17 protein-coding genes are annotated in these 21,866 nt (G+C 40.2%); 6 read left to right on the plus strand and 11 right to left on the minus strand.

Annotation, left to right across the window (positions count from 1 at the left end; translation table 11 throughout):
- Positions 1-23: 23 nt before the first annotated feature.
- From N8A89_RS08805 to N8A89_RS08815, 3 genes are all read left to right on the plus strand, one after another.
- Positions 24-902, plus strand: coding sequence for an ABC transporter ATP-binding protein (locus tag N8A89_RS08805; protein WP_281541937.1), 879 nt, complete (start codon positions 24-26; stop codon positions 900-902).
- Positions 902-4,504, plus strand: coding sequence for an ABC transporter permease/M1 family aminopeptidase (locus tag N8A89_RS08810; RefSeq protein ID WP_289644184.1), 3,603 nt, complete (start codon positions 902-904; stop codon positions 4,502-4,504). The genes N8A89_RS08805 and N8A89_RS08810 overlap by 1 nt, the downstream gene beginning before the upstream one ends.
- 111 nt (positions 4,505-4,615) lie before the next feature.
- Positions 4,616-7,258 (plus strand): DEAD/DEAH box helicase family protein, encoded by a 2,643-nt coding sequence (locus tag N8A89_RS08815; protein ID WP_281541940.1) that lies wholly within the window; start codon positions 4,616-4,618, stop codon positions 7,256-7,258.
- Between the two features lie 10 nt (positions 7,259-7,268).
- On the opposite strand, the gene N8A89_RS08820 is transcribed toward N8A89_RS08815, so the two are convergent.
- The 8 genes from N8A89_RS08820 to hemA form a co-directional block, all read right to left on the minus strand.
- The gene (locus N8A89_RS08820; RefSeq protein ID WP_281541941.1) at positions 7,269-8,057 is read right to left on the minus strand and encodes a PhzF family phenazine biosynthesis protein; all 789 of its coding nucleotides are present in this window, start codon (positions 8,055-8,057) and stop codon (positions 7,269-7,271) included.
- A 42-nt stretch (positions 8,058-8,099) separates the two neighbouring features.
- Entirely contained in the window at positions 8,100-9,044 is a 945-nt protein-coding gene (locus N8A89_RS08825; protein WP_281541942.1) for a DUF4421 domain-containing protein, read from the minus strand.
- Positions 9,035-9,937: an oxygen-dependent coproporphyrinogen oxidase gene (hemF, locus tag N8A89_RS08830; RefSeq protein WP_281541943.1), complete on the minus strand. Its 903-nt coding sequence runs from the start codon at positions 9,935-9,937 to the stop codon at positions 9,035-9,037. The genes N8A89_RS08825 and hemF overlap by 10 nt, the downstream gene beginning before the upstream one ends.
- Positions 9,927-10,466 (minus strand): GNAT family N-acetyltransferase, encoded by a 540-nt coding sequence (locus N8A89_RS08835; RefSeq protein WP_281541944.1) that lies wholly within the window; start codon positions 10,464-10,466, stop codon positions 9,927-9,929. Before N8A89_RS08835 ends, hemF begins: the two co-directional genes overlap by 11 nt.
- Positions 10,467-10,496: 30 nt before the next feature.
- The gene (gene hemE, locus N8A89_RS08840) at positions 10,497-11,528 is read right to left on the minus strand and encodes a uroporphyrinogen decarboxylase (RefSeq protein ID WP_281541945.1); all 1,032 of its coding nucleotides are present in this window, start codon (positions 11,526-11,528) and stop codon (positions 10,497-10,499) included.
- A 120-nt stretch (positions 11,529-11,648) separates the two neighbouring features.
- Positions 11,649-12,197, minus strand: coding sequence for a uroporphyrinogen-III synthase (locus tag N8A89_RS17710; protein WP_347343969.1), 549 nt, complete (start codon positions 12,195-12,197; stop codon positions 11,649-11,651).
- Positions 12,170-13,225 (minus strand): hydroxymethylbilane synthase, encoded by a 1,056-nt coding sequence (gene hemC / locus N8A89_RS08845; RefSeq protein ID WP_347343918.1) that lies wholly within the window; start codon positions 13,223-13,225, stop codon positions 12,170-12,172. The genes N8A89_RS17710 and hemC overlap by 28 nt, the downstream gene beginning before the upstream one ends.
- Entirely contained in the window at positions 13,222-14,478 is a 1,257-nt protein-coding gene (hemA, locus tag N8A89_RS08850) for a glutamyl-tRNA reductase (RefSeq protein ID WP_281543361.1), read from the minus strand. The genes hemC and hemA overlap by 4 nt, the downstream gene beginning before the upstream one ends.
- A gap of 192 nt (positions 14,479-14,670) precedes the next feature.
- On the opposite strand from hemA, the gene N8A89_RS08855 reads away from it, so the two are divergent.
- Positions 14,671-15,561 carry an AraC family transcriptional regulator gene (locus N8A89_RS08855; RefSeq protein ID WP_281541946.1) on the plus strand — a complete coding sequence of 297 codons (891 nt, stop codon included), beginning with the start codon at positions 14,671-14,673 and terminating at the stop codon, positions 15,559-15,561.
- A 25-nt stretch (positions 15,562-15,586) separates the two neighbouring features.
- Here N8A89_RS08855 and N8A89_RS08860 read toward each other — a convergent pair whose 3' ends face one another.
- Both N8A89_RS08860 and N8A89_RS08865 read right to left on the minus strand, forming a co-directional pair.
- Positions 15,587-16,432, minus strand: coding sequence for an N-acetylmuramoyl-L-alanine amidase-like domain-containing protein (locus tag N8A89_RS08860; protein WP_281541947.1), 846 nt, complete (start codon positions 16,430-16,432; stop codon positions 15,587-15,589).
- A gap of 9 nt (positions 16,433-16,441) precedes the next feature.
- Positions 16,442-17,512, minus strand: a complete 1,071-nt coding sequence (locus N8A89_RS08865) for a mechanosensitive ion channel family protein (protein WP_281541948.1) — start codon at positions 17,510-17,512, stop codon at positions 16,442-16,444.
- A 251-nt stretch (positions 17,513-17,763) separates the two neighbouring features.
- Between N8A89_RS08865 and hemH the strand changes: the two genes are divergently transcribed.
- Positions 17,764-18,795, plus strand: a complete 1,032-nt coding sequence (gene hemH, locus N8A89_RS08870) for a ferrochelatase (RefSeq protein ID WP_289644185.1) — start codon at positions 17,764-17,766, stop codon at positions 18,793-18,795.
- Between the two features lie 7 nt (positions 18,796-18,802).
- Positions 18,803-20,188 (plus strand): MATE family efflux transporter, encoded by a 1,386-nt coding sequence (locus N8A89_RS08875; RefSeq protein ID WP_281541949.1) that lies wholly within the window; start codon positions 18,803-18,805, stop codon positions 20,186-20,188.
- Positions 20,189-20,418: 230 nt separating this feature from the next.
- On the opposite strand, the gene N8A89_RS08880 is transcribed toward N8A89_RS08875, so the two are convergent.
- The gene (locus N8A89_RS08880) at positions 20,419-21,723 is read right to left on the minus strand and encodes an alpha/beta hydrolase family protein (RefSeq protein ID WP_281541950.1); all 1,305 of its coding nucleotides are present in this window, start codon (positions 21,721-21,723) and stop codon (positions 20,419-20,421) included.
- Between the last annotated feature and the right edge of the window lie 143 nt (positions 21,724-21,866).

Consider the following 21,866-nt stretch of genomic DNA (forward strand, 5'->3'; position numbering starts at 1 on the left):
AGAAACCAACCAAAAATCAGCATATGCTCTCCATAGCAAACTTGAACAAGACGTATCCGAACGGAACACAGGCCTTAAACGATGTAAACCTAGAAATAGGTACGGGGATGTTCGGATTGTTAGGCCCTAACGGCGCAGGAAAATCAACGTTAATGCGCACCATCGCCACCTTGCAATTGGCCGATAGCGGCACTATCACTTTCAATGACATTGATGTGTTTTCAGCGCCGGACGAGTTGCGGAAGATACTGGGTTACCTGCCACAGGATTTTGGGGTGTACCCAAAAGTATCGGCAGAAATGATGCTGAACCATATTGCCAAAATAAAAGGGATTCAAAATAAGAACGAACGCAAATCCTATGTTTCAGATTTGCTGAACAAGGTAAACCTCTACAAATTCAGGAAACGTAATCTGGGCGATTATTCGGGCGGAATGCGGCAACGTTTTGGAATTGCACAGGCATTGATAGGAAATCCAAAATTGATTATTGTAGATGAACCCACAGCCGGGCTAGATCCCTTGGAACGTAATCGTTTTCACAACCTGCTAAGTGAACTTGGAGAAGACGCCGTGGTTATTTTGTCTACCCATATCGTGGACGATGTGGTTAACCTATGTACCAATATGGCCGTGTTCAATGAAGGTAAGATAGTTGTACAAGGACATCCACAGACCTTATCCAATACATTGGATAACAAGGTTTTCAGAAAAAAGATAGCTAAAAAGGATATTGAAAAATACCAAACGGAATATACAGTTTTGTCCACCTATTTGAGGAGCGGTAATTTGAATGTGAACGTTTACAGTGATAGTCATCCGGGGGATGGTTTTGAACCGGTAAACAATAATTTGGAGGACTTTTATTTTTATAGTATCAATCAACCTCAAACCGTGGCCTAATGAAGGAAATATTCTTGTTTGAGTTGAAGTACCGCCTTAGAAGGCCGGCAACGTACATCTATATCTTCCTCATGTTCCTGATTCCGCTTTTATTGGCGGTCTTTGATAAATCCATAACCGCGCAGTATACCAATAGCCCAAATGCCATTGTTAGCGTTCTTGGAGGGATGAGCATATTAGCGCTATTCTTTTATGCGGCCATCATGGGTGTTCCTGTATTCAGAGATGAAGAGCATAAGACCGCACAGACCTATTTTACGTTCCCCATACCCGAGAAAAATTATATCCTGGGCCGCTTTTTGGGAAGTTTTACCATTGTTACCCTCATGAATTTGGCCGCGGTATTCGGCGCTATGATAGGGTATGGCTTGGGAGCGCTTTTGGATAGGCCCGACTACGGTACGTATACCGATTTTAATTTTTGGTCCTATTTCCTTCCCTTTATTTACCTATTAACGTTCAATGCGTTCTTTGTGGGAAGCCTTTTCTTTAGTCTAATGACGTTTTTTAAACGGATGCCCATACTATATCTAGGCGGAATTGTTATTCTGTTGGCCACCATAGTTTCGGGTCAATTACTATCCAATTTGGATACCGAATGGTTAAGCGTTTATGTGGATCCTTTTGGGGAAACCGCGCATGGATACCTTACAAAATACTGGTCGGTTGACGAATTGAATACTACCCAACTCTCCCTAAGCGGGAAGTTTATGATCAACCGGCTGTTATGGTTGGGAATAGCAACCGCCATATTTTTCTTTACACTATTTAAATTTTCATACAAAGGCTTTTTGTCCTCGAAAAAGAAAAAGTCGGTCAAAGAGGATAAGGAGGTTTATGAGGCTGGGAACATAACTTCAGTAGTACAAAGTTTTTCCAAAAAATCGCAACGAGAGAATCTTTGGTCGCTTAGCAAGATTGAATTTCTCTCCATCGTAAAGGAATCCGTTTTTTTGGTATTGATTGTCATCGGAATACTCATAGCCGGTTTTGTGGCCTATCAATCCAATCAGATCTACGGCACACCCTCCTTACCGCTAACACGGTACATGGTCGTGCAGATTGCAGGGGGTATCTCACTGTTTTCGGTCATCATATTAATTATTTATGCAGGGGAGGCTGTGCATAGAACACGGAAAAACAAAACTTTTGAGTTTTACGACGCACTCCCGGTAAGCAATAATACCTTATACCTTTCTAAAATCATTTCCCTAGTTGGGGTAGCGTTTTTGTTGACCTTAGTAGGCATACTGGTCGGTATTATATATCAAACTTTAAACGGATATTTCAACTACGAACTGGGGATGTACTTCGTTTATAATTTCTCTAAGATATTCCCAGGGTATCTAATGACATTACTACTGGCATTTTTTGTACACGTGCTGGTCAACAATAAATTTTTGGGTCATTTTATTGTGGTAGCCATCTACGTAGGTCTGCCTTTATTATTGAATTTGGCATTTAAATTAAACAATCCATTACTAATTTTTGGAGATACTACGGGAAGCTTTTTAAGCGACCTCAATGGATTTGGGCACTATTTGTACGGTGAATTTTGGTTGAATTTGTATTGGGTCTTGCTTACCTGCATATTTGCGGCGATTGGAAAAATCTTTTGGAACAGGGGCTTCTTTTCCTCTGCCAAGGAACGTCTAAAACTGGCGAAGGCAAGGTTTAAGGGAAAAACAGTGGCCTATACGCTATTGTTCATCTTTGCTTTTGCTTCGGTAGCCGCCTACAGCTATTACAACATTAAAGTTTTGAATCAATTGGAGGATGGCGATTATGGGGAAAAAGTAAACGCCGATGCGGAGAAGGCCTATGGAAAGTACATTGGTAAACCGCACATTCAGGTTATAGATTTAAAGGCAAACATTGATATCTATCCCAAAGAACGTAAAGCAGATGCACAGGGTATTTTTAGGGTAATAAACCCATCGGAAAAACCTATTGATACGGTTCTGATGGAAATTAAATTTCCCATCGCTGACACCAAAATCAGTAAAGTACAATATAATGGTGTCGAGATAAAACCCTTCTTGAACGACAGTATATACCGATTGTTTATTTACAAATTACCGCAACCATTACAACCCAAGGACACGGCCAATCTGGTTATTGAAACCAAGGTGCGTACCCACGGATTTTCTAACGATACGGAAACAGCGATTTTGAATAACGGGACCTTTTTTAGGGATGCTATTTTCCCAACCTTTCATTACGACCGGGCTTTGAGTGATAATGGAGTGCGTAAAAAATACGGATTGGAAGAGTTGGATTTTCTATACCCACCAAGAACGGACAGTACCGCACTTAAAAAGAACCTTTTTAATGAGGACAGTAATTACATGTCTTTTGAGGCAACGGTAAGTACTTCAAAAGACCAAATAGCAATTGCTCCGGGAACATTGATTAAAAAATGGGAAGAAGGTGACCGTAGTTACTACACGTATAAGTTAGAGGAAAAGACCGACTATTTCTTCAACTTCGTAAGTGCCGAATATACTGTGGAAAAGGATATCTGGACGGCTCCTAGCGGTAAAAATGTAGCTATTGAAATCTATCACTCTCCCAAACATGATAGAAACTTGGAATATTTTATAAAAGGCATTAAAATATCATTGGATTATAATTCCAAAAACTACATGGAGTACCCGTATTCGGTCATACGTATTATCGAATTCCCGGCCTATTCCAATTTTGCACAGTCTTTTGCCACGACGATACCCTATTCAGAGGATTTTGGTTTTGTGGCCGATTTTTCAAGGGCAGCGGATTACAACTACGCTTTTCGGGTAACGTCTCATGAGGTGGCGCATCAATGGTGGGGTCATATCGTAACGCCGAGCAAGACTTCCGGGGCCAATATTATTTCGGAAACGTTGGCGGAATACGTATCGCTTATGACCATGAAACAGGAATATGGGGAAAACGGGATCAAATCCTTCCTGAAAAATTCCTTGGACGATTATTTATCCAATAGACAGTTCAGTTTTAAGCCGGAACGTTCTTTAATGGATGTGGAAACCGGTCAGTATATTTGGTACGAAAAAGGTTCAATGATCATGTACGATTTGCAGGATGTTATGGGCGAAGACGTCGTAAATAGGGCGCTGCGAAATTTCTTGAACGAATTCAAATACTTTGAGAAAGGCTACTACGCCACCTCGGAAGATTTGTATAAAGCTATTTATGCGGTGACGCCGGATTCCCTGAAATATAAAGTGGACGATGGGTTTAAAGAGATTGTCCTGTATGAAAACAGGGTGATGGAGGCTAAGACCAAAGCATTGGACAATGGTAAGTGGGAGACCAAATTCACCGTAAACTCCAAAAAGATATATTACGATGACACCGGTAAGGAAAAAATGGTGGATGATAAAAAGAATTTGGTCGATGTGGGACTTTTTGGAGAGGACATTACCAACGATGATGGCGTAACGATTAAGAACCCACTTTCATTCGATTTAAAATGGCTATCTCCCGGAGATAATACCTTTACTATCATCACCAGTGAAAAGCCTTTAAAAGCAGGAATTGACCCCTACAATAAGCTCATTGATCGTAATTCTGATGATAATTTGATTGTTATAGAGGAGTAAGATATAGAATTTAGTGGGTTGTTGGAGTGTACTAAATTTTATTTTATCATATTTAAAGCACTTTGCGCTTATAGGTTGTAGTATTTTTAGTTTTTAGAAAAAGGAAGGCTATTGGCATTATTCGGAACACCGTTAACTTTTAAATTTCCATGGCGGGAGTATCAAGGGAAATTTCTAGATGGTTTTCAAGATCACATTATAGATAATCACCTTCATGTTGTTGCCCCTCCAGGTTCTGGCAAGACGATACTAGGTTTAGAGATGCTCCTGCGTATTGGTAAACCAACTTTGGTGTTGGCCCCAACCCTTACTATTCGAAATCAATGGAAGGCCAGGCTTGTAGATTTTTTTGAACCTACTCCGCACAAAGAGACACTTTCAATTTCTATTAAAATACCTAAACTCATTACGTTTTCTACTTACCAATCCCTGTTTGCACTTCAAAAATCGTTTGGGGAAAATGCCAGTCAGCAATTAGTGGAATTCATTGTAGCGCACAATATTGAAACCTTGGTCTTGGATGAGGCCCATCATTTAAAAAATGAATGGTGGAACTGCCTTTTTGAACTAAAAGCAATAAAAAACTTGACTATAGTTTCTTTAACGGCAACCCCGCCTTATGATAGTTCTGCCCTGGAGATTAGTCGCTATTTTGAATTGTGCGGCCCTATAGACGACGAAATCGCGGTACCAGATTTGATTAAAAATGGCGACCTCTGTCCGCATCAGGATTTTATTTATTTCTCCAGACCGGATAATGCACAGATTAAGTATATCGTAAAGTATAGAGAGCAGATAATAGATTTCATGCAAAGTCTATCGGCAAATACTGCTTTTCAAGCTTTTTTAAAGGGACTGGACATCTACGCTAGCATAGAAACATCCTTAGAGCTTATCTATGAGAATCCTCAATTCTTCTCCTCTATACTTATCTATTTGAAAGCCGCCGGTAACGAAATTGAACCAGATAAGCTTAAAATCCTAGGGTTTAAGACCAAGGATATAAATTTCCCTTCCTTCACGTATGAATGGTCCCAATGTTTGTTACAGGAAATTTTGGTAAAGCAAAGAGAGAACTTTGCTGAACAAGAAGCTATTTTAATGCCCATAGAAAAAGAATTACGCAGTATTGGGGTGCTGGAAAGACAGAAGGTGGATTTTATTGGAAACCAACATTTATATAGGAACCTGGCCAATAGCCCTAGTAAATTGAAAAGTATCTATGAGATACTAAAAGACACCTTAGAAGACTTAAAATCGGAAACAAGAGCCGTAGTCTTAACCGATTATATCCGAAAAGAGTTTTTAGATTTTCATGGATCAGACCTTACAAAACTCAATAAACTTGGTGTTATATCCATTTTTCACTATTTGATGGCACAAGATAGATTCGAAAGGCGAATAGGGGTTCTTACTGGCTCACTCGTCATCTTGAACAGTTCTGCTTTGGAGGCATTAAGTCTATTAATACCCGGAAGTAATTTTAAAATGCAGGAACTCAATTTTCTAGATGACTTTTATTTTATTAAGGTTCCGGAAAGTGGTAAAAATAAAATTGTAGCTGCTGTGACTAGATTATTTGAAAACGGAACTATTAATGTACTAATTGGTACCAAAGCTTTATTAGGCGAAGGCTGGGACGCACCAAGTATTAATAACTTGGTATTGGCCTCTTATGTAGGTTCTTTTGTTTCTTCTAATCAAATGCGTGGAAGGGCTATTCGTGTTGATGCGGACATTGCCGATAAAACAGGTGCTATTTGGCATTTGGCCTGCTTGGACCCTACAGCCGAAGATGGAGGTAAGGATATGGAAAAATTGAAACAACGGTTCAAAGCATTTAATGGAGTCTCATTGCGAAACGAACCTTTTATAGAAAATGGGATAACACGATTAGGGTTGCCCGAAACATTAAATGCCGATTTAGATATTGTTGCCTTAAACGGCAAAATGCTACAGGAAGCTAAAAATCGTTCGGGATTAAAAGAACGATGGCATACAGCTATAGATCAGGGTAATTTGCTTATTCGATCTTTAAAGGTGCCTTACGAAAAAGAAATACCATATGATAAAACCAAGCGTTTAGCGGGCTTGAACGCCGTAAAATATCTATCGGTTCAAATTATAGTTGGTGTATCCTTCTTTTTGCCAGAATTTCTAGCGAAGAATTTGGGTACTATTTTGAACAAGGGTTGGCTTTCATTTATGTATTTATTAGCGAGTGCCCTTATACTTGGATTTGGGCCAAAAACTATAAAAGCCTTAAAAGTATACTTCCTCTTCGGTAATCAATTTAAAAAAACCAAAAAGATCGCCAATGCAGTGCTTGCTCATCTAATTAGTCAAAATTTATTTACCAAGGCATCTAAGGAAATCAAAATTATCTCCGAGCAAAGGTCCACAGGTACTTTTATGATTTACCTGGAAGGTGCCAATCAACATAACGGTAATTTATTCGTTGGAATTTTGAATGAGATTATTGCACCGATAGAAAATCCCAGATATCTATTAGTAAACCAGAGTTGGCTGAAAAGAAAATTAGGCTTTCGTAATTACTACGTTGTGCCAGGCCAATTTGCTAGAAGGAAGGAGGATGCCCTGGTTTTTAAAAAATATTGGAATACGCACGTAGATGGTTCCAAAATACTATTCACTCGAAACATAGAAGGTAGAAAACAATTACTTAAAGCACGTTTTGCACACATGCGATATCAGTTTGAGGAAGTTCCTGAGGAGACGATTACTTGGAAATAAGTTTGGAAGATTAAATAGTAATTTCCCCGATCAAATAGCAAACGGCGCTCCCTGAGATTTTAATTCGATTTCCAAGGAATTCGCAGGTTAAATCACCGCCCCGTACCGAAAGCTGTTTGGCGGACATTACTGTTTTATCCAATTTTCTGGACCAATAGGGTGCCAAGGTAGTATGGGCCGATCCAGTAACCGGGTCTTCAGGGATGCCGCACTGCGGCGCAAAAAATCGGGAAACAAAATCTACCTCCTTTCCAGGTGCGGAAACAATGACACCTCTACAATCCAGTTGGTTTAACAAATGAAAGTTGGGACGGATGGCTTCTATAGTTTCTTGTGCATCATAAATGATCATATAGTCGGTTTTTCCTTTAAATGTTTCCAGCGGAATCTTACCAATGGCCTCATTGATGTTCGGTTGCGATGCTACCGTTACTAACTCATCCGTAGGAAAATCCATGGTCATAGTGCCGTTGGAGCTTTTTGTAACCAAAAGCTCACCACTTCTAGGTGAAATAAACCGAAGTGTATCTTTGTCAAACCCGTAATAGTTGAACAGGACAAAGGCGGTTGCCAAGGTGGCATGTCCACAGAGGTCTACTTCTAATTCCGGAGTAAACCAACGCAACTCGTAATCATTTCCATGGGGTACGGCAAAAGCGGTCTCGGCCAAATTGTTTTCCGCAGCAATTTGTTGCATTAGGGAGTCGGGAAGCCAAGCTTCTAAAATGCACACCGCCGCAGGATTACCCCCGAAAACGGTATCTGTAAAGGCATCTATTTGATAGATTTTTTGTTTCATAGCTTAAAGCTATTAAGAAAAATTTGAATTGCTTATCTGTTTCTAGTCCAGCCCAAACTTTTTATTGAAGTTATCCGCCTTTTGCACCCATTTCTTGGGAGCGTTAAATCGGTATCCCAAATACAATTCAACAAAAGCGATGTTATCATCTACTTGAGTGGTTTCATCCTCGGCATGGGCCAATACTTGGGCATTTAGATTTATGCCGGTAAAAACCTTTTCGGAATTATAGCCCAAAGCTGTCCTAAAGGCGAACTGCGCGAGCTCAGAGGTTGTAGTTTCCCCTTGGGACGTTGAAAAGTTCAATCCTATACCTACAGTCGCCCCTGCCGAAGCTATAAAGTGTTTTGCAATTATTAAATTATAATAGTATCCCGGCCCAATGGCGATATCAATAGAGTGGTCGTTGGTTTCCTTAAGTGACGAGCCATCTATCCCAAATCGCGTGTAGTAATAAGTTAATCTGGGAATAAAGCTACCTGCACTCTTTTTTTGCCATTCATTTTGAAACCCTATGGCCCTGAACGAAAATCTTCTGTTAAAAATATAAGAGGTTGAACCGCCTATTTTCAGCGTATTTAGCTCCGGAAAGGAAATAATTTCTTCCCCACTTTCAATAAAGAAGCCTTCTTGGTTATAAAAATCCAAGGTCTGCATCCATTGTCCCAGAAACATCCTGAAATTAAGGGTAAAGAGCTTGGACCCTTCATTGTCCTGATTTTCGGATAAAAAACTTGGGGCGTAGCCCAAGTCCAATTCTATTGACCTGAAGAGTAAGGACAGTCCCAGGTAGGTCTTGTCATTGGGTATAAATTCTGTAGTTATATTACTTTCCGAATCTTGTAGTGTAAAACTGTTCGCTGTATTTTGTAACCCAAGTCTAACGGTAATTTTTTCAGGAAATGTTCTTATGTAGGTGCTATCTTGACCCATGCCTAGTTTAAGGAACAACAAGGCACATATTAAGAACTTATATTTTAAATCCATGTTTTTGGATGCCTTAAAACCTGAATCAGCCGTTCCTCATCGCTTCCTTTTTCTGGTTGGTGGTCATAGCGCCATTGGACATGTGGCGGTAAGCTCATTAATATACTTTCAATCCGTCCATTGGTCTTTAACCCGAACAAGGTTCCTTTATCGTGGACCAGATTGAATTCCACGTACCTTCCACGGCGTATTTCCTGCCAATCCCTTTGTACGGTTGAATATTCGAGGTCTTTTCTTTTTAGAACAATCGGTATGTAACTTGTCAAAAAACTATCTCCAACCGCAGTGACAAAATTATACCAGTCCTGCATGGTCATCTCGTTGGTGGCTTTACAATAATCGAAAAAGAGTCCACCAATACCTCTAGCTTCATCACGATGCGCATTCCAGAAATAGTCATCGCATCTTTTTTTGTAGGTATCGTAAAAATCTGGGTGATGTGGGTCGCAGGCCGATTTACATATGGTATGAAAATGTTTGGCATCTTCTTCAAACAAATAGTAGGGCGTCAAATCTTGTCCCCCGCCAAACCACTGATCTACGATAGTTCCTGTTTTGTCGTACATTTCAAAATATCGCCAATTGGCATGAGCCGTGGGAACCATAGGGTTTTTAGGATGTAAAACAAGACTCAAGCCACAGGCAAAGAAATCGGCATCTGCCACGCCAAAATAGGTTTGCATGCTTTTTGGTAGTTCCCCATGCACTCCTGAAATATTAACACCGCCTTTTTCAAAAACATCACCGTTCTCTATGACCCTTGTTCTGCCACCACCGCCCTCGGGACGTTCCCAAATATCCTCCTTAAAAGAGGCTTTGCCGTCTACTTCTTCCAATTTTGAGGTGATGGTGTCCTGTAATTGTTGAATGTAGGTGTAAAATTTATCCTTCATAGTCAAGTTCATAAAGTTCCATGTCCAATGGATTCTCGTTGGGTGGCGTAAATGCTTTAGATAAAGTCTTTTTCCAAATATACCCACATTTTTCAGCTACACGGATACTTGCGTAATTGTATTTATGGACAATAATTTGTAGCGTCCTTAACCCTAATTCCTCGAAGGCATAGTTAGAAAGTACCCGAACACTTTGCGTAGTATATCCTTTGCCTTCATATTGATAACCGATGCAATAGGCAAGCTCGCCCTTTTTCTTCGCCCAGTCAAGTTCTTTAATATAAACGAGACCTATTACGGTCCTGTTTTCCAGTTCCTTTAGTACATACAGAAACTCCTCTTTGTTATGAAATTGCCGGACTTTTTGATTGACAAAGTAGGTGGAGAGGGTAGGCGTTAGGTTTTGCGCTAGGGTAAAAGGGAAAAAGCGCTTAAACCTGTCTGAATTGACCGTAACCAAATCACAGATGCGCCATGCGTATTTTTCATGGATAGGGTCTATGATATAATTGTCAAATTCAAATTGCATGGACTGTTTCCTATAGCCTCAATTTAACCCCTATTCCTGGGCTTTCCACTCCTTCACCGCATCAATGAAAGCTTTGGCATTTTCTACGGGTACATTGGGTAAAATACCGTGACCTAGATTAGCAATATAGTAGTCTTTTCCAAACTCATTAATCATTTGGGTGACCATTTTTTTGATTTCCGAAGGTGGTGATAACAAACGTGCTGGGTCAAAGTTACCTTGGAGTGTAATCTTACCTCCAGATAAATAACGGGCATTTCGCGCAGAGCAGGTCCAATCTACGCCCAAAGCCGATGCTCCGGATTTTGCCATGTCTCCCAAAGCGAACCAGCATCCCTTCCCAAAAACAATTACGGGAGCATCATCTTTTAGCGCATCTATAATTTGCTGAATGTACACCCAGGAAAATTCTTGGTAATCCACCGGAGAAAGCATTCCACCCCAAGAATCAAAAACCTGAACGGCATCTACGCCGGCCTTTACTTTTGCTTTTAAGTAAGCGATCGTCGTATCCGTGATTTTTTGCAATAGCTCATGGGCTACAAGGGGTTGGGTAAAGCAAAGTTCTTTGGCTTTATCGAAAGTTTTACTGCCTTGGCCCTGAACACAATAGCATAATATGGTCCACGGAGACCCTGCAAAACCGATTAAGGGGACTTCATCGTTTAGTTTTTCCTTCGTGGCCTTTATGGCTTGCATCACATAATCCAACGCTTCATTTACATCAGGGACAATTACGCTGTCCAAATCTTTCTTGGAACGAATTGGGTTTGGTAAGTATGGCCCAAAATTGGGTTTCATCTCCACTTCAATATTCATGGCCTGAGGAATAACCAGAATATCGCTAAAAAGAATGGCTGCATCCATTCCGTATCTGCGGATTGGTTGTACCGTTATCTCGGATGCAAGTTCCGGGGTTTGGCAACGGGTAAAGAAATCATACTTATGCTTGATTTCCATGAATTCCGGCAAATACCGACCCGCTTGGCGCATCATCCAAACAGGAGGTCTATCTACAGTCTCCCTTTTTAGGGCTTTCAGGAAAAGGTCGTTTTTTATCATTTCTGGTTGTTAGCCTTTGGCTATTAATTGTTTTTTATATTTATCACCTATCACCTATCACCTATCACCTATCACCTATCACCTATCACCTATCACCTATCACCTATCACCTATCACCTATCACCTATAATCTTCGTTCACCAAATCAATAACACTTTCCACATCTGGAATTTTGGCCACTTTAACCTCTTTAAAATGTTTACGCGCTTCCGTAGCCGTGGTTTCGCCAATACAGTAGGCCACTTTATCGGGTTTGTTGTTAATCAGGTAACTTTCTATCGCAGATGGACTATAAAATAAGATTCCCTCTACCGTATCGTCAATTTGCTTCCCAGATAGTTTAGTTTGATAAGCTTCAATCGCGTTTACCGTGATGTTGTTCTCTTCCAATATCTTGGGAAGCTCCTCCAGGCTTAGGTTTCCGTGAAAATAGGTAACCTCCGTACCTTCAATAAATTCCACCAAGTAATTTGCTAAATCCCTTGCGTTGTTCTCAAAATGGGCAACTTTCCCAATTTTTTTCTGGATGAGTCGCCGCGTTTTTCTCCCAACACAGTAAATGTTTTCAAATTGTAATTCGGCCGGACTAACATTGGTCAGGAGACTTTCCACCCCATTTTTACTGGTGAAAACAACATTCTTTATTTTTTTCTGAAGGGTATGGGTGATATCCTGTTCGGGCTTATCTTAATAAAATCTTCAGAATCCACACGAACAGCACTATCAAAATGTCTTAACTGTGCTTCCGTTAATTGTTTTGTAGAAAAAATGGTAGTTTTTAAACTGTCGTAATGTAATTCGTTCATTAAACGCTTCCCTCCCCGACTCAAAATACTATTGGCGCAATCAATACCCAATTTTTGGTGTTTTCCCAGTGGGGCGGTAAGTTCTACTTCTAATTTTTTTGCACCGTCAACTGTTAGTAGAACTCCTTTTAAAGTAACCACCTCTTCTTTGTTGATATAGGCCAAAGCGCCAATGGGTGCACTACATCCGCCTTCCAATTCTCTTAGGAATTCCCGTTCTAATCCTGTGCAAATTTCAGTTTCGGTATGGTTTAACGATTCACAAATTTCACGGATTTCTGTATCGGACTCCATGGCGACGACCATAACGGCACCCTGTGCAGGTGCGGGCAGCATCCACGTTAGTCCAATGGTATTATCGGGCTCAAGACCAATACGTTCCAGACCAGCTGCTGCAAAAATTGCCCCGTTCCAATCGTTGTCCTTAAGTTTTTGATACCTAGTATCTACGTTACCCCTTAAATCCGTTACAGTATGGGTTGGGTAGCGATTTAGCCATTGTGCTTTTCTGCGGAGACTTCCGGTGGCAATGGTACCTTCCCTTTGACCTAAAAACTCTTCGTTGCCCTTAAAGGCCAAAATATCCAAATAATTACCCCTTTTTAGAACGGCAGCTTGTACTATGCCCTTTGGGAGTGATGTGGGAACGTCTTTCATGGAATGGACGGCAATGTCAATTTCTCCCTTAAGCATGGCGACATCCAAGGTTTTGGTAAAAATCCCTGTAATTCCCATTTCATAAAGGGGTTTATCCAATACCAAATCCCCGGTAGATTTTACAGGAACTAAGGCGGCTTTATGACCGAGCGCTTCTAATTGATCTTTAACGGTATTGGCTTGCCATAGTGCCAACTCACTATCGCGTGTGCCTATTCTGATAATTCTGTTCATTGCTGGCCCAATTCTAGTTGAAAGACTTTTTGAATCAGTTCCAGACTGGAATCGGAGTCCACCGAATCGTCCTTCAGGTGATTGGCAAATTGCTTTGTAATTTTTTGAATGATACGGTCAGAAATGATAGCGGCGTGTTCGGAATCAAAATCAGCTGTTTTTTTGGATTGATAGTCCAACTCCTCATCCTTCATGGTCTTCAATTTCTTTTTAAGGGCCTTTATCACTGGCGCAAATTTTCTTGTCTCTAGCCACTTGATAAAATCGGTCATGACCTCTTCAATGATAATTTCCGCTTGGGGAATGAACTGCTTCCTGCGTTCTAAGGTATCATCCGTCATTTGGGAAAGATGATCCAGATGAATAACTTTTACGTTTTCCAATTCGGATACGTTGTCGTCCACATTTTTGGGAACGGACAAATCTAGTATCAATAATGAATTTTTAGTATAAATAAGTTCCTTACAGACTGTAGGTTTTTGAGCTCCCGTAGCTACTACAAGAACATCGGCCTTTCGAATTTCGGTCTGCAAATCGCCGTAATCCTTCACCGTAAGATTAAATTTGCCTGCTATTTTCTCAGCCTTGTCCTTGGTGCGGTTAATTAAGGTAATATGCGGATTCTTGGTATGCTTAATTAAGTTTTCGCAGGTATTTCTTCCGATTTTTCCGGTGCCGAACAAGAGGATATTCTTTTCCGTAATATCAGTTACGTTCTTTAGAATGTACTGTACAGAAGCAAAAGCTACTGAAGTGGCCCCAGAAGAGATTTCAGTTTCATTCTTTATACGTTTACTGGCCTGAATGACCGCATTGCAAAGTCTTTCAATAAAAGGATTCGCAATCCCTAATTTTTTGGAGCGATTAAAGCTTTGTTTCAACTGACTTATAATCTCAAAATCTCCTAATATTTGACTGTCCAAACCAGTGCCCACGCGAAACAAATGGACAATGGCTTCGTTATTTTTGTATACATACGCCACCTCCTGAAATTCTTCTACGGTGCCGTTGGAATGGTCACAGAGCAATTTAATCAGTTGAAAGGGGTGCTGGGCAAAACCGTGGAGTTCCGTTCTATTGCAGGTAGAAGTAGCCAAAAGGCCATCTATGCCCTGCTCTTTTGCCTTTAGCAGAATTTCCTTCATCGCGGTTTCGTCCAAACTAAATTTACCGCGAACTTCAGCATCGGCCTTTTTGTAGTTGAGGCCAATGGTATAAAAGGAACTATGTCTGGAAATATGGTAATCCTTCATAAAGCGAGACAAAAATAAATCCATCTAAACGATAAAAATAACGCTAGAGGAACAATTACCATCGATTGAAGTATTTTTGGACGTGTATCGTTATTTTTCGGTTCAAATGACTTAATTTTATAGGAAATACAAGGACTAACAAGATAATTATTTAGACTGTTTCTAAATAAGGTAAAATTAAATTTCAAATTGATGAAAGAAGAAAATGTCGCTACAGGTTCTTTTGAAGAAATTTTAATAGATGACGGTTTTTACGTGCTCAAAATTCAGAACGATAGTTCACAGATTGAACAGGTAAAGCGAGAAATAAACCGGAGGTATATCCAATTTCATTTTTGTTTGAAAGGTGGGGGAAAATTCATTTTCAACGAGGGTAATTATGCGTTAGAGGTTTCCGAGGAAAATTCATTACTACTGTACAATACGCAATTGGACCTCCCATTAAATTTGGCTTTGTCGCCAGGCTCCTGGATGGTTTCCGTTGTGATGACCATACGTAAATTTCATTCCCTTTTTTCGGACGAGGCCAGCTATATTCCTTTCTTAAATGCAGAAAACCAAGAAAAGAAGTATTATGCGCAGGAAGGGGTGTCCCCGGCCATTGCTGTGGTCTTAAGCCAAATTATAAACTACAATTTACATCCCACCGTAAAGAAGCTGTATATAAAGGGAAAGGTATATGAACTTGTTTCCTTATATTTTAACAAAAGCACCGATGCGGATATTGAGCAATGTCCATTTTTGGTTGATGAGGATAATGTGAAACGCATACGTAAGGCAAAGGAAATTATTATTGCCAATATGGCGGAACCACCATCACTTCCTGAACTTTCTAAGGAAATAGGGCTTAGCCTTAAACGACTAAAAGAAGGTTTTAAGCAAATTTACGGGGATTCCGTTTACAGTTTCCTATTTGATTACAAGATGGATTATGCCAGAAGACTTTTAGAATCCGGTCAATATAACGTAAGTGAAATAGGTCTTAAGATAGGTTACAGTACTTCCAGCCATTTTATTGCGGCTTTCCGCAAAAAGTATGGTACTACGCCTAAAAAATACGTAATGGCCTTGGCGAATACATAGTTTAGATATGAATCATGACAATTTCCTAAAAAGTGGGACGGGCCACCATAATACCTGTGTTGCTTTTTACCTTTTTCAGGTAATCCGTCAACGGGACGTCGGAAACAACGACCTCACCAACCGTAGAAGCGTGTAATAAATGAATGCGGCCGTCTTCTTCTCGGGTAGCAATCCCAGTATGGGTAACATCCAACCCTTTGATGCTGGTAGTTAAAGCGATAATGTCCCCGGATTGTATCAGGTGTTCATTTTTAGCAATGTCTTCTTGGGCAAGCACCCATATAATTTCATTATTGAGGTAGTCCTCGGAGGCCTTTATTTTCAGAAAATTATCGGTATCACTTAAAAACGGGTAAAGGTCCCGATGTGTACTCATAAAATTGATATCCTTCCTTATTTCCTTTCCACCTATTTCAGCCGTGATGTCCTTTAGCAATCCTTTGGACTCATTGTTCCGGATCCATTCAGAAAAGTAATGAAGCCGAGAGGCATACCCGTCTAAAACCCCGTTTTTGTACCGAATTTTTTCCAATGCTTTCGTGAAATCCTCAAACTCCGTCTGTTCATTTTTTAGCATCAAACTAAAAGCCAATACGTTTTCAACAAAAGTGGTACAGTCGAGTCCATGTAGATTTACTACCAAGGATTCTTTGTCGCCTATTTCTAGGGTTTTAGCTACATAGGGAGTGCCTTGAAAAGTCTTCCCGATGGAGACAATGGTCTGGCCAAAATCCGTTTCCACAAGTCCGTCGATTTCAATAATCTTATCCTCCACCGCTTGCTTATCTTTTGGGGAGCAAGTGATGTTTTGTGCATGAAGAATACTTACGGAAATCGTGAGTAATAAAAGAACAGCCAAAGTTTTTCTCATGCTTCAAAATTAAGAATTGTCCTTTAAGTTTTCGTTTGTCTCTACTATATGCCTATTTCTGGCAATGCTCTCCGGATAATTTTCTTGCAAGAAGGAAATTAGTTTTTCACGCACCAAAACCCTTAGATCCCAAGCATCTGAGGCATCCCTTGCACTTACCATTGCACGCACTTCTACAAATCCTGCTTTACTATCCGTCACTTGAATATTATTGGCTTCCCCGTCCCACAAATCTGAGCTTTCCAGAATCTTGGTCAGCTCTGTGCGCAATTCGTCAAACGGAACCCGATAGTCCATATGCAAAAAGACGGTTCCAATGATGTCCGAAGAGGATTTGGTCCAATTCTGGAAAGGTTTTTCAATAAAGTAAGGCGTCGGTAAAATCAACCTACGCTTGTCCCAAATTTTTACGGCGACATAGGTGAGTGTAATTTCCTCGATACGGCCCCATTCGCCTTCCACGATGACCACATCATCCATTTTTATAGGTTGAGCAATCGCAATTTGGATTCCCGCCAAAATAGTACCTATCATTTTTTGTGCGGAAAACCCTATGATGATACCGGCTACCCCAGCTGATGCAAATATACCTACACCCACATCACGTATTTCTTGAAAACTCATCAATGCGGCGCCCACGGCTAGAATGATCGTTACGAATATGAATATACGCTCCAGAATATTGAACTGGGTATATATCTTCCGTGCTTTTAAATTGTTGGTTGCTTCTACATTGTAGTTTTGAATGATTACGCCCTTTACAATTTTAATTACGTTGAGCAAGAGCCAAGTAAAGGCGAATATGAACAAAAGGGTACTTGCTTTCCTAAAGTAATAGGCAGAGTCTTCCATGTCCAATATTGTCCTGAGCGATTCCGATCGTAGAAGAATAGAAGTTAAAATGGTAAATATGGGCCAGCTAAGCCTTTTAAATGCGCCTTCGGGGAGTAAGAATTTGGGATTCTTCCCAAGTCTTCTGAATAGATAGGATATTATCCCGTAAAGTATTAAAATGCCAATGACCGAGCCCAGAAAGTAAAGGGTGGGGGTTGGTATAAAAACTTCAGAAATGGAATTCATATGTAAATTTGGTTATGTAGCCCCAACATACTAAAATTTAGGCGTAGTACAAGTTATCTCCTGGTAAAAATCGATGCTACCTATTTCATCATCAAAAAGTATTGTTACCGCAATAGTTTTGAATACGCCCCAAGCCTTATTTTTGTATAATGAAAATAGCAGTTATGAGATAAATCATAACCACTTTTAATTAACGTCGGCGAAGTTCTTTTCGAATTATATTCGACGGAAAACAAAAAATAGAGCATCAGATGAAAGGAATATTATTAGTTAATTTGGGTTCCCCGGACAGTCCTACCCCTAAAGACGTTAAGCCTTATTTGGACGAGTTTTTGATGGATGAGCGCGTAATAGATGCTCCAAAATGGTTGCGTACGCTTTTAGTAAGAGGGATTATTCTTCAAACTAGACCAAAAAAATCGGCAAAGGCTTATGCCAAAATATGGTGGGAAGAAGGTTCTCCTTTAATCGTGCTTTCTGAGCGATTTGCAGATAAATTACGAGAACACACTAAATTGCCGGTAGCATTGGGAATGCGGTATGGAAGCATGTCCATAAAAAATGCTTTGAAAGAACTGGATGACAAGGGTGTGGACGATGTGTTGCTAGTTCCATTGTACCCTCATTATGCTATGTCCTCCTACGAGACCGTAGTGGTTAAGACCATGGAGGACCAACAGAAGTTCTTTCCCGAAATGAAATTGACCACATTACCGGCTTTTTATAAGAATCCGGATTATATAAAGGCTTTAGCGGAGAGCATTAAGGAGGGTCTAAAAGATTTTGAATATGACCATATACTATTTTCGTATCATGGTATTCCAGAAAGGCATATTCGTAAAAGTGATCCTACCCGATTTCATTGTAAAATAGATGGTAATTGCTGTAAGATAAATTCGGTAGCACACAATACTTGTTATCGCCACCAGGTTTACGATACGACCGAAATGGTAAAAGCCTATTTGGGTTTATCGGAAGAACAGACCAGTACCTCTTTTCAATCACGCCTTGCGGGCGATCCGTGGCTTAAGCCCTATACCGATTATGAGTTTGAGCGTTTGGCAAAGGACGGTAAAAAGCGTTTGGCGGTTGTAACACCGGCTTTTGTGAGTGATTGCTTGGAAACATTAGAAGAGATAGCAATGGAAGGCAAGGAGCAATTTGAAGAAGCGGGAGGTGAGGATTACAAACATATTTCATGTCTGAACGACAACGATGCTTGGGTGCAAACGATGGCAAAATGGATAACCACCTGGGAGCAGAAAGAACTACTTCCGGTATAAACCACAAATGGCAAGAGTATCTTCAGAACAACTTGGTTCAGAGCCTATAGGCAAGCTTTTGGTAAGTCAAGCGGTTCCTGCTAGTATCGGGATATTGGTGATGTCCCTGAACATTCTTGTCGATTCAATTTTTGTAGGTAACTGGATAGGTTCTATCGCCATTGCTGCAATTAATGTGGTACTACCGGTTTCATTCTTTATTGGCGCATTGGGAATGGCCATTGGAATTGGGGGCTCTAGCATCATCTCTAGGGCACTCGGGTCTAATAATCATGCTAAGGCAGTTCGAGTTTTTGGAAATCAAATTACCCTAACCCTTCTCGTAACTATAGGTATGGCCTTATTGGGCCTTTACTTCGTAGATTCCCTAATTCCTGCCTTTGGAGGCAAGGGTGGCATCTTTGCTCCAGCGAAAATATATTACACTATTGTGCTTTACGGTATTCCATTTCTTGCACTTTGCATGATGGGGAACACGGTCATACGTGCCGAAGGAAAGCCGAAATTCGCCATGATTGCCATGATTATTCCTTCCGTAGGAAACCTGTTGATGGATTACGTTTTTATTTATGTTTTTGATTGGGGCATGCATGGTGCAGCTTGGGCTACGACCATTGGTTATGTACTTTGTTTTAGTTATATCCTTTATTTCTTTCTTTCAAAAAACTCTGAATTAAAACTCACGCCAAATTGTTTTAACCTAAGCTTGCCCATTGTTAAGGAAATTGGGTCCTTGGGCTTTGTTACTTTGGCCAGGCAAGCCACTACCAGTGTTGTTTATCTGTTGATGAACAATATCCTATTTGGTTTGGGCGGTGAGCCAATGGTAGCTGTATACGCCATAATTGGACGTATGCTCATGTTTGCTTTGTTCCCCGTATTTGGGATTACACAGGGTTTCCTTCCTATCGCCGGCTACAATTTTGGCGCGAAAAAATATGAAAGAGTTCGAAAAGTGATCAATACCGCCATATTATATGCGAGTATTTTAGCGACCATTGTGTTTCTTGGACTATTTACCTTTCCTGGTGAAATAGCAGGTTTATTTTTGAGCTCCAAAGAAGGTATGTCGCAGTTGGAATTGGACACGAACGTCTTTGTTTTAGAAAATACACCTGCTGCCATGCGATGGGTATTTGCGGCAACCCCAATTATAGCCCTGCAATTGATAGGAGCAGCTTATTTTCAGGCTATTGGGAAGGCTGTCCCCGCCCTTTTATTGACACTCACCCGACAAGGGTTCTTCTTTATCCCGTTAATATTAATTCTTCCTAATTATTTGGGGGAACTCGGGGTATGGATTTCCTTTCCTATTGCCGATGTCCTGGCTACCATTGTCACGGGTTTATATTTAAGGAAAGAGGTTAGGACCAATCTTGTAGCGACTGGTTAACATTACTTTTAAAACCATTTCTAGTTTTCTCCGTAAGTATTATACATCCATAAAACTGATACCATGATTTATTTATTTTCTTTTTTGCTTCTTTTATCATTATTCATATTGTATTTAACTGCAAGAGAAGTATTTAAATCTATGGCGCATTATAAACACATAGTTAGTGGAGAAGAAAATTTAAGAAAATAATTCTCTCCATTATGTTCTATTCAAATAATGAAACATAACTAGTTTAATGGTAAGGAATGCCGCAAATCCATACCTGTGGAAGACCTTGGTTTAAAACCAGTCCAATCTTTTTCATTAGAATTTTCTTGTAGTTCAAGATATTTTATAAAATCTTCCCCTTTGAGATGAATACCCAAAAAAGCAGTAACAAAATGTTGGTTGATATTGTTCAATTTACGTTCATCCCATGAAGGCTCGGCATACCGATAATACTCATCAATATGAAGTCCTGGGGCTAAAGCATTTGCTGGAGGTGGATTAGGCGCTACATTGTGCCGTGCGTTTTCATAGGTCAATAAATAACGGTCAGCATTTACAGAACCTTCGTAAATGGCTTTGATACCATTTTCATAACCCGAAATATCATCCTGACTACCCGCCACAAAAAACGTAGGCGTTTTTAATCCTTTTAATCCATCTTTGTCCCAGACACCTCGCTCCATGCCCCATGGTGCGAATGCGACAATTGCCTTAATTCTCTTATCCGTCTTTTTCAGATATTCTGGATTGTTTGCGTTGTGCTCATTGATTGCAGCACTACCACCTGTCATCTGACCAAAGAATGCCGTAAGATTATCGCTGTAACCAGCACCTCCAACATTAAGGACGCCATAGCCCCCCATAGAATATCCTATAAGGCCAACATTGTCAGCATCAATAATTCCTTGTAGGGCATCTTCGCTATTAGCTTTGCCAAGTAGTTCCATTTCATTTAAGACAAATCGAATATCTTTTGGTCTGTTCAGCAATGTACTCTGAAATGCATTGGCATCCTTAAAGGTAGAATCAGTATGGTCAATGGCGGCAACTACATAGCCTTTTGAGGCAAGATTTTCGGTTAAATACGTCATCAAAAAGCGAGAGCCCACATAGCCATGGGAAACGATAATCAATGGAAATTTACCCTCATTGGTTATCGGTTTTGCATCACGAAAGGCTCTCCCTTTGAAGTTAAATGGAATCAATGGCCGTAAGGAATCCCCTCGTGTACCCATGACCTCGTCGTAAATAACTGGAGTACTATTTTGGTCCGACTCGGCTGGATACCAAATTTCAATCTTTAGTGGCCGGTCATATACGGGGTCTTTTCCATCCTTGGAATTGAGAATATCTATTTGGTCGCTATTAATAAAGCTCAGCGTACGAACACCAACTGAATAGTCACCTCTTTGCGCAAGTTCGGGAGCATCTGGTAGGGCGTCACCGTACAGGAATTCTTGAGATCGGGTTTGTATGGGAGCAATAAAAAATAGGAGTATAATTGCTGTAATAAACTGGCTTTTAAAGATGTATATTTTTTTCATTCTACGCATATGTGTTTATATTAAAGGTAGGCAAATTGCTTTTCCTTTTATAACTCTACTAAAAATATGAAACCATAAATAGTATTCTTTAAATCCTCAAGTGTTTTTATTCCAAATTCTTTACTACTGTTACTGTTTTCCTT

This window comes from Maribacter aestuarii (assembly GCF_027474845.2).
In the GTDB taxonomy this organism is placed as follows: Bacteria; Bacteroidota; Bacteroidia; order Flavobacteriales; family Flavobacteriaceae; genus Maribacter; species Maribacter aestuarii.